General features: G+C 67.9%; 7 protein-coding genes. All 7 read right to left on the bottom strand.

Features of this window, described 5'->3' with window-relative positions:
* Positions 1 to 46 precede the first annotated feature (46 nt).
* Complete coding sequence (locus RUH65_RS14700) at positions 47 to 1549, bottom strand: 2-hydroxycarboxylate transporter family protein (protein ID WP_313818356.1); 1503 nt, start codon at positions 1547 to 1549, stop codon at positions 47 to 49.
* A 50-nt stretch (positions 1550 to 1599) separates the two neighbouring features.
* Positions 1600 to 2484, bottom strand: coding sequence for a hydroxymethylglutaryl-CoA lyase (locus RUH65_RS14705; protein WP_313818358.1), 885 nt, complete (start codon positions 2482 to 2484; stop codon positions 1600 to 1602).
* A 1-nt stretch (position 2485) separates the two neighbouring features.
* Complete coding sequence (locus RUH65_RS14710; RefSeq protein ID WP_313818360.1) at positions 2486 to 3736, bottom strand: CaiB/BaiF CoA-transferase family protein; 1251 nt, start codon at positions 3734 to 3736, stop codon at positions 2486 to 2488.
* On the bottom strand, positions 3733 to 4734 hold the full coding sequence (locus tag RUH65_RS14715) for an NAD(P)-dependent oxidoreductase (protein WP_313818362.1): 1002 nt from the start codon (positions 4732 to 4734) through the stop codon (positions 3733 to 3735). Before RUH65_RS14715 ends, RUH65_RS14710 begins: the two co-directional genes overlap by 4 nt.
* 20 nt (positions 4735 to 4754) lie before the next feature.
* Entirely contained in the window at positions 4755 to 5870 is a 1116-nt protein-coding gene (locus RUH65_RS14720; protein ID WP_313818363.1) for an isocitrate/isopropylmalate family dehydrogenase, read from the bottom strand.
* 295 nt (positions 5871 to 6165) lie between these two features.
* Complete coding sequence (locus tag RUH65_RS14725; RefSeq protein ID WP_313818364.1) at positions 6166 to 6822, bottom strand: helix-turn-helix domain-containing protein; 657 nt, start codon at positions 6820 to 6822, stop codon at positions 6166 to 6168.
* A gap of 53 nt (positions 6823 to 6875) precedes the next feature.
* On the bottom strand, positions 6876 to 7610 hold a 735-nt coding region (locus RUH65_RS14730), incomplete at its 5' end, for a thiamine pyrophosphate-dependent enzyme (RefSeq protein WP_313818365.1).

Below are 7610 nucleotides of genomic sequence, written 5' to 3' on the forward strand. Positions count from 1 at the left end.
CCCCCCACCTCCAGCATCCACACCGCCGCGCCTTGAGAGACCCTGATCAGAGGACCAGCAGAGGCACCATGAGCGAGGTGACGAAGAGCACCACGGTGCCGCCGAACCGCGTCGAGATAGCCGCGAACGGCATCATGTGCATCCGGTCTGCCGCGCTCAGCACCGAGACGTCGCCACTGCCGCCGGTATCCGCCATCACCAGCCCCGGCGTGACCGCCGCTTCCACGAAGTTGAACTTCACGAGCCATCCGATGATCCCGGACGACACTGCGGCGACGGCAACCGTGAGGAAGATCAACAGGATGAAGGAGGGGTCGGACACCGAGGCGAGGACCTCGTCGATGTTGATGTAGGTGAGGGAAACGCCCACCAGCAGAGCCGGCACCAGAACGGCGTTGATGAGATCGCCCCAGTCGGTCGCGGATGCCTCCAGATCCTTCGGCAGCAGGTTGAGCAGCTTGAGGGCCACCAGGACCACGATGGCCCAAGCAAACGGGTGCAGCACTGGGAGGTAGGCACCGAGCAACTCGCCGGTGACGAACACGACCGCCGTCAGCAGCAGCCCCTTGCCCAGGGTGATGAACGAGGAGCTCGAGTTCTTCTTCGGCATCTGCAGATCCTCAGATTTACCGTGAATCCGCATCAGCTCGCCGTTGCCGGAGAAACCCACGAACAGCTTCGGCTTCTTCCGGCCGATGCCGTTCAGCAGACCGGCGAAGATGATGCAGAAGATGTTGGCCAGTACCACGGCGGACATCAGATCCCCCATGAAGGCATCCGATCCTTGACCGGTCCGCTCACCGTACATCTCGGACATCGGCAAGGCACCCAGCCCCAGACCGCCGGCCATGACGGGGGCCGCGATCAAGAGGACGCCCTCGAAGAAGCCCCTCCCGAAGAGCATGGAGAGGGCACCGATGCCCACGAAGACCACCGTGATGGCCCCCAACAGCGGAACCGCGAACCGGGGGCCGGCCTTGATGAGCAACTGGCGGGGCATGCCCAGAATGGATCCGGCAATGATGGCCATCACGAAAAAGTCCAGGAAGCCCTGTTCGTCCACGAAGGTACTGGCCACCGTGATGATCTGCTCCGGGACCAGGCCGAAGTAGACCAGCGTGGCCGGGGCGAAGGTGCACAGGATGGTCGGCAGGCCGTAGTCGCGGATCAGCGGTACCCGGTTGCCCAGCCAGATGAAGAGCCCACCGAGGAGGATGGTCACCGCGAAGCCGCCCAGCATGGTCTCCGGCAGGTTGCCGGTCATCGCGGCGACGACCACGATGGCCGCCAGGACCAGGTAGATGGGGAGGGGGACGCTGGCGATCTGCCTCCAGCTAGCGCCACCGTAGTGGACGCCCGGTCGGCCGTCGACGGACTTCTCCACCGGGTGGGCGAGACCGGTCCCGGACGTGCCGGTAGTGCCGGCGGAGATTTCCTGCTCGACGGCGTCGCGGGTCTCGTGCCCGTCGGATGGCGGACGGCCGGTCGATGTCCGAGAATCCTTGGACTCGTGGGTCGAAGTGGACTCGTCAGTCGAGTGGGTGGACATGGTGGCCCCTTTCTGGGGGTTCTCCGTGCGTAGGGGTGTGGAGAGGGGTGTCAGTGGTGGGCGGGCTCAGGCAGTCTCGGCGCGGCGGCGAGCAGGCGCCGGGCCAGGGCGGTGGCCTCGGCCAGGGCCTCCTCGTCAACGCCGGTCTCCAGGCCCTGCTGGTGGAGATGCCGGACGAGTTCTCCGGTGGCAAGGTTGCCGGCCGCACCGGGGGCGAAGGGGCAACCGCCGTAGCCGCCGAGGGCGGAGTCGAACCGGGTGATGCCGCGCTCGATCGCGGCGTCCACGGTGGCCAGTGCCTGGCCGTGGGCGTTGTGCAGGTGCAGGTAGTAGGTCAGCTCCGGCTCGCCGGCGAGCACGTGGTCCAGGCTGGCGACCAGTTCTTCCGTGGTCGTGGTACCGAGCGTGTCCGCCAGGCCGATGTCCATGACGCCCATCGCCTTGAAGGCCCGCACCATCCACAGCAGGTGCTCTGGCTCGATCCGCCCCTCGAAGGGGCAGGTGAACGCGGTGGATATCCCGGCGAAGAAGTCCACGTTGGGGTGCGCCGCCACCTGCTCCCCCAGCCCTGACAGGGACTGCTCGATCCCCCGGCCCGCGTTGGCGGACGAATGCGCCTGACTGGCGGAGGTGACGATCTGCACGTGCCCGGCCCCCGCAGCCGCGGCCCGCTCCACGCCCCGGCCGTTGAGCGCCAGGACGGTGAGCTCCGCCGTCGTGCTGTTCTGGAGGGACTGGAGGACTGCCGCGGCGCCGGCCATCTGCGGAACCCGTTTCGAGTTGACGAAGGAGGCGACCTCCATCCGCCGCACCCCGGCCGCCGCGATGGCCTTGCCGATCTCGCTGCGCTGGGCGGGGGTCAACAGGGCCGGCTCGTCCTGGAGGCCGTCCCGGAGGAAGACGTCTGTGATGCTGATCTCCGGTACGGTCGCCAACTCAACGCACCGCCTTGGAGCCCTTGGTCCCGGACAGTGCGGCGGCGATCTGGTCCTCATCGAACCCGGCCACCTCCCGCAGCACCTGCTCGGTGTGCTCGCCCAGGTCCGGGCCAATCCATGCCACGCGGCCGTCGTGGCCGGGGATCTTCGGGACGACGCCCGGGAAGCGCACCAGTTCGGGCTCCTCCTCGATGACGACCTCGTGAGTCTCGATCATGCCGCGGGCGATGTAGTGCTCGTCCTGGGCGATCGAGGGGGCGTCGTAGACCGGTCCGGCCGGAACGCCCTCCGCGCTGAGCACGTCCAGGGCGTCCTTGAGCGGGCGGGCTCCGGTCCACTCGGCGATGATGCCGTTGAGCTCCCCCTCGCGGGCACCGCGACCCTCGGTGGTGGTCAAGGACTCGTCCTCCGCCAGGTCCTCACGGCCGACGGCACGCATCAGACGCTTGAACACCGAATTCGAGTTGCCCCCGATGACGACCTCCAGGCCATCACCGGTCGGATAGGAGCCCGTGGGGACGACGCCGGGCAGGCGGCCGCCCGTGCGCTGGCGGACCATGCCGTAGGCGTCGTAGTCCGGCACGAGGGACTCGAGCAAGCTGAAAACACCTTCATACAGGGCCACGTCCACGACCTGCTGGCCGCGGGTGTCCCCGCCGCGGGCCTTCTGGAGCATCAGCATCAGGGCCCCGATGACCCCGTAGAGGCCGGCGACGGTGTCCCCCACGGAGGCGGCGGCACGTCCTGCCGGGCGGTCCGGCTCCCCGGTGAGGTACCGCAGTCCGGCGAAGGACTCGGCGGAGCTGCCGAAACCCGCTCGATCCTTGTACGGCCCGGTCTGGCCGTAGCCGGAGATGCGGACCATGACCAGATCCGGGTTCCGGGCGGTCAACTCGTCCGGTCCGAGACCCCACTTCTCCAGGGTGCCCGGACGGAAGTTCTCGATCACGACGTCGGCCGTGGTCGCCATCCGCAGGACGGCCTCGCGGCCCAGCTCGCTGCGCAGGTCCAAGGCCACCGACTTCTTGTTGCGGCCCATGGTGCGGAAGAGCATCGAGGTCTCACCGCGGGTCTTGCGCCAGTCTCGCAGCTCATCTCCGCCGGCGGGGCGCTCGACCTTGATGACCTCGGCGCCGAAGTCTCCGAAGAGACGTGCGGCGAAGGGGGCGGCGATGAAGCTGCCCAGTTCGAGGACGCGGATGCCCTCGAGCGGAAGGATGTTCGTTCCCGTGTTGATGGCTTCGCTCACGCGACAACCTCCTCGGCCAGAACGCTCGCCGCTCGCTTCGTGGCCGTGACGACTCCGCTCGGGATACCGCCCCGCAGGACCGCATCGATGTTCTGCCACACGGTCGCGATCCTGCGCTCGACGTTCTCCCAGCCCACGCCCGCCATGTGGGGGGTGCACACCGCCCGCTCCATCGCCAGCAGTTCGCTGGAGATGTCCAAGGGCTCCCGCGCGTAGACATCGAGGCCGGCCCCGGCGATGCGCCCATCGCGCAGACAGTCGATGAGCGCGCCCTCATCCACGACCTCACCGCGCCCGACATTGACGAGGAGACCGCTCCGCTTCATCAGCGCCAGTTCGTCACGGCCGATCATCGTGTCGGATTCGGCATTCAGCGGAACACTCAGGCAGACGATGTCGGAGATCGCCATGAGCTCCTCCAACGGCACGGAGCGCGCCGGGATGAGCTCGGACACGGTCAGAGGGATCTCCGCACGGTCATAGAAAACCACGTTGGCACCGAAGCCGTGGTGCACGACCCTGCCGACCCAGCGCCCGATATTCCCGAGACCGACGATCCCGACCGTCTTGCCGTAGAGCTCCGAGTAGGATGTCTCGTCCAGGTCCTCGCGCCATTTCCCATCGCGCATCAACTGCAGGGAGGCTGGGATTCGGCGCAGCAGGGTCAGCATCAGGGTGAGCGCGTGCTCCGCGACGGAGATGGAATGGGTCTTCATCTGGGCTACCGGAACGCCCAGTTGGTCCAGGACAGTCAGGGGCAGCTGTCCGTAACCCGAGCTCATGTACTGAATGAACTTCACATTCTCCGCGGCCAGGAACACCTCTTCGGGAACACTGACGCCCGAGATGAGGAAATCGGCACCCGCGGCCTCACGGCACATGTCCGCGACGTCCGCATCCGCCGGCATCACCGTGACACTGAAGCCCTCCGGCGTGGAATCCACCAGCCGGTCGATGTAGTCCTTCAAGGGGTTGAGGAACAGAACCTTATACGTCATGGGTGCGCGCCTTTCGTACGTCACGATCTAGCGGCGGCACGGTGTTCGTGCCGCCCTGGTACTACCGAAGCGGACAGGGCGCCGACGACGGCGTTCACCACGTCCTGGGTGCTCGCGGTTCCGCCCAGGTCGCGAGCCCGGGGGCCGGTGGCCAACGCCGATTCGACGGCGCCGTGAAGGTCTCGCGCCACCTGGGAGCACAACTCGTCCCCGCGGCGCTCTCCCAACCACTCGAGCATCATGGCGGCCGACAGGATCATCGCCGTCGGGTTGGCGATCCCCTGGCCTGCGATATCGGGCGCACTCCCGTGCGATGGCTGGAACACACCATGCGTGAGATTGACGTCGGCAGAGGGCGCGACCCCCAGACCACCCACGAGGCCCGCTGCGATCTCGGAGACGATGTCCCCGAAGATGTTCTCCGTGACGACCACGTCGTAGCGTTCCGGATCGGTCACCATGTACATCGATCCGGCGTCGATGTAGAACTTCGCGCTGCCGATGTCGTCGTTCTTCGCAGCGACCTCGTCGAACACCTTCTCCATCAGGACGTTGCTTCGCAGGGCGTTGGACTTGTGCAGTAGGGTCACATGGCCCGGGGTGCCCCGCTTGCGGCGTGATCGTGCCTGGGAGAAAGCCACGTCGAAGAGCTTCTCGCACGTGGCCCGGGTGATCGTCATGCGATCACTCGCACGTTCATCGCTGGGCTCGTGCTCATCAGCCAACCCTGCGAACATTCCCTCGGACGTTTCACGGATGACGAGCATGTCGATGTTCTTCGCCTTGACAGGACTCTCCACCCCGGGGAACAGCCGAACCGGCCGGAGGCTGGAGAAGAGGCCGTAATGGGCCCGCATCTCCACCTGAGCGCCCAATTCAAGCCCTTCCGGTCCGCGGACGTCCGGCAGCCCCATGGCACCGAACAGCACGGCGTCCGCCCTGCCGATCTCGTCCATGTCGGCGACGGTGATCTTCTGCCCGGTACGGCGGTACAGGTCTGCGCTGAAGTCATGGAAGGTGAAGTTGAGGCTCAGCCCGTACCGAGCCTCACATTCCCTCAGGACGGACAGGGCGGCGTCTGTGACCTCAGGGCCGATTCCGTCCCCCGCGATGACCGCGATTTCATAGTGAGCCATGGTTCTCCTGCCTTGCTCGTCGCGAGCTGGTGGGCGGCATCTCCCCGGTCCACAGACTCGCTGACGCTATGCGCCTCACATTCCCACTGTGTGGGAACTACTTATTGATCAGTGGGAAGACCATAGCAGCGAGTGACGCGGCTCACAAGAGGGGCGCAGGGGGTGGCGAGGTCGGTTCCGGGCGCACACGTCAGCAGGGCGCCACCGGAGGCACGCCGGCGCAGTGCGACGGTGCTCCAGGGGCACCATGCCGGGGCGGTGCGACAGCTCGGGCCGGCGCGCTCGGCGTCGGGACTCAGGGAAGGCCGATGGTCTCCATGGCGTCCCCCAGACGGATGGCTGCCCGGACCGTGCGCTCGCCGAAGTCAGCGCCGGGACTGTCCTCGACCCGGGCCAGGGGCACGGCCACACAGACGGCACCGACCAGTTCGCCCGCCACCGTCACGGGTGCGCTGACCGAGCCGAGCCCGGGCGTGCGCCGGCCCATCGATTCGACCCAACCGTGACGGTCGATCTGGGTCCGCGCCTCCTCCTCGTCGGCCAGCAGCCGTCCGGCGGAGCCCGCCGGCAGTGGCTGTCGGGTCCCGGTCGGCAACGTCGCGCGGAGGGTGTGGGTGCTGTCCACCGTGGCCAGACACAAGCGGTCCTGCCCTCGGCGCACCCAGAGCTGGCTGGTCTCCCCGGTGTCGTCGCGCAGTTCGGTGAGGATCGGCATCGCGGCGTTCTCCAGGGCGGAGCGGACGAACCGGGCGCCCCGCCGGAACCGACCGTCGGAGTCACGGCGAAGGAACTCGAACTCGGTCATGGACAGGGCGAGTCGGTGCACGGTGGACACGGACAGCTCGGTGCGGCGGGCGATGCCGCTCGCGGAGGCCGGCCCGGTCTCCACCGCGTCCAGGATGGCGGCCACCCGCTCCAGCATGCGGTTGCCGCCGCCCTCACGTTCACTCATCCACTCATCATAGGGAGCCGACGAGGGGGTGCGGCCTGAGGTGCGGGACGCAGTCAGTCCACGGGCAGCGGGCGCGGGGCCGGGACGGCACCGGCCATGGACTCGGCCATGTATTCCGCCACGACGTCCTGGGAGATCGGCAGGTCGAGCACGAACACGCCCTTGGCACCCCGGTCCACCCAGTCGCGCAGGACGTCGAGGTCCTGCAGGCTCGCCGCCTTGATCCCCTCGGCTCCGAACGCCCGGCCCACGGCGGCGAAGTCGACCTCGTCGATGAGCATGGCCTGATCGTCCAGTCCGCGCGCGGCGTACTGGTGCAGTTCAGCACCGTAGGCGGCGTCGTTGAAGACCACCACCACGCCGGAGCGGGCCTGCTTCACGAAGCTCTCCAGATCGGCCAAAGCCATCAACCCGCCCCCGTCACCCGTCACCAGCACGGTGGTCCGGTCCGGCCGAGCCATCGCGGCACCGACGGCGGACGGGAACCCGAGGCCGATCGACTGGAACGCCGTGCCCACGAACAGATGCGAGCGGGCATCCGGGACGGAGCACATCAGCGGGACCCAGCCGATGAAGTGCCCGCCGTCCTGCACGAAGGTCCGCTCCCGGGGCAGGATCTCCTCCAGGGCCAGCGCCATGGTGCGCGGGTCCAGTCGGCCGTCCGGAGCCAGTCCCCGGGGCACGACGCCGGCTCCCGCCTTCTCCGTCCCGGGTGACGCATCCAGGCGCGGGGCCGGCGGAATCGGCTGACGGGCCCGCCAGCCGCCGTCCGGCCGGCCGTTCTCACG

It is taken from the genome of Citricoccus sp. (assembly GCF_032154715.1).
Lineage (GTDB): Bacteria > Actinomycetota > Actinomycetes > Actinomycetales > Micrococcaceae > Citricoccus.

Excerpts from the sequence above, each read along its gene's own strand:
- RUH65_RS14700 (WP_313818356.1), bottom strand. The coding sequence starts at position 1,549 with ATGTCCACCCACTCGACTGACGAGTCCACTTCGACCCACGAGTCCAAG.
- RUH65_RS14715 (WP_313818362.1), bottom strand. The coding sequence starts at position 4,734 with ATGACGTATAAGGTTCTGTTCCTCAACCCCTTGAAGGACTACATCGAC.
- RUH65_RS14720 (WP_313818363.1), bottom strand. The coding sequence starts at position 5,870 with ATGGCTCACTATGAAATCGCGGTCATCGCGGGGGACGGAATCGGCCCT.
- RUH65_RS14725 (WP_313818364.1), bottom strand. The coding sequence starts at position 6,822 with ATGAGTGAACGTGAGGGCGGCGGCAACCGCATGCTGGAGCGGGTGGCC.